This is a genomic window from Citrobacter cronae, from assembly GCF_016893685.1.
GTDB classification, from domain to species: domain Bacteria; phylum Pseudomonadota; class Gammaproteobacteria; order Enterobacterales; family Enterobacteriaceae; genus Citrobacter; species Citrobacter werkmanii.
In genome coordinates this window covers 3,980,182-3,980,556 of the sequence record NZ_CP069763.1, presented here as the reverse complement: position 1 = coordinate 3,980,556, position 375 = coordinate 3,980,182, and the positions used below count along the sequence as shown (strand labels likewise).

Genomic DNA, 375 nt, shown 5'->3' with positions numbered 1-375 from the left:
GACGCAGCGATTCAAGGCGGCGCAGGTCGAAGTCGTTCAGTTCGTCGGTGTAATCAGCGGTGATCGGTGCTGGCCACTCGCCAGTGTCAAAGCCGGTAGCGATAGCGCGCATCGCCTTGCGGTACTCGAGCATGCCCAGTTCCAGCAATTCGGGGGATGCCTCGATGATGGCGATCCAGTGGTAGTTCTCGTCTTTGTTGACGAAAATCCAGAAGAACTGGTCCAGTGCGGCGGTCTCGCAATACATAGCCGCGCTCAGGTGGTAGTCACGGTCGATGATTTCCCGGTGCAGTTTGGCGCGCAAGCCTTCCTGTTTAATGTTCCACATGCTGATGGTTTTCAGGTCGGCACCGATGCGCACGCCGTCCAGGTCGA

At 57.9% G+C, this 375-nt stretch carries 1 pseudogene; it reads right to left on the bottom strand.

Going from position 1 to position 375, the window contains the following annotated elements:
- Positions 1–375: pseudogene (locus JSN25_RS22215) on the bottom strand (RecE family exodeoxyribonuclease); the annotation flags it as partial.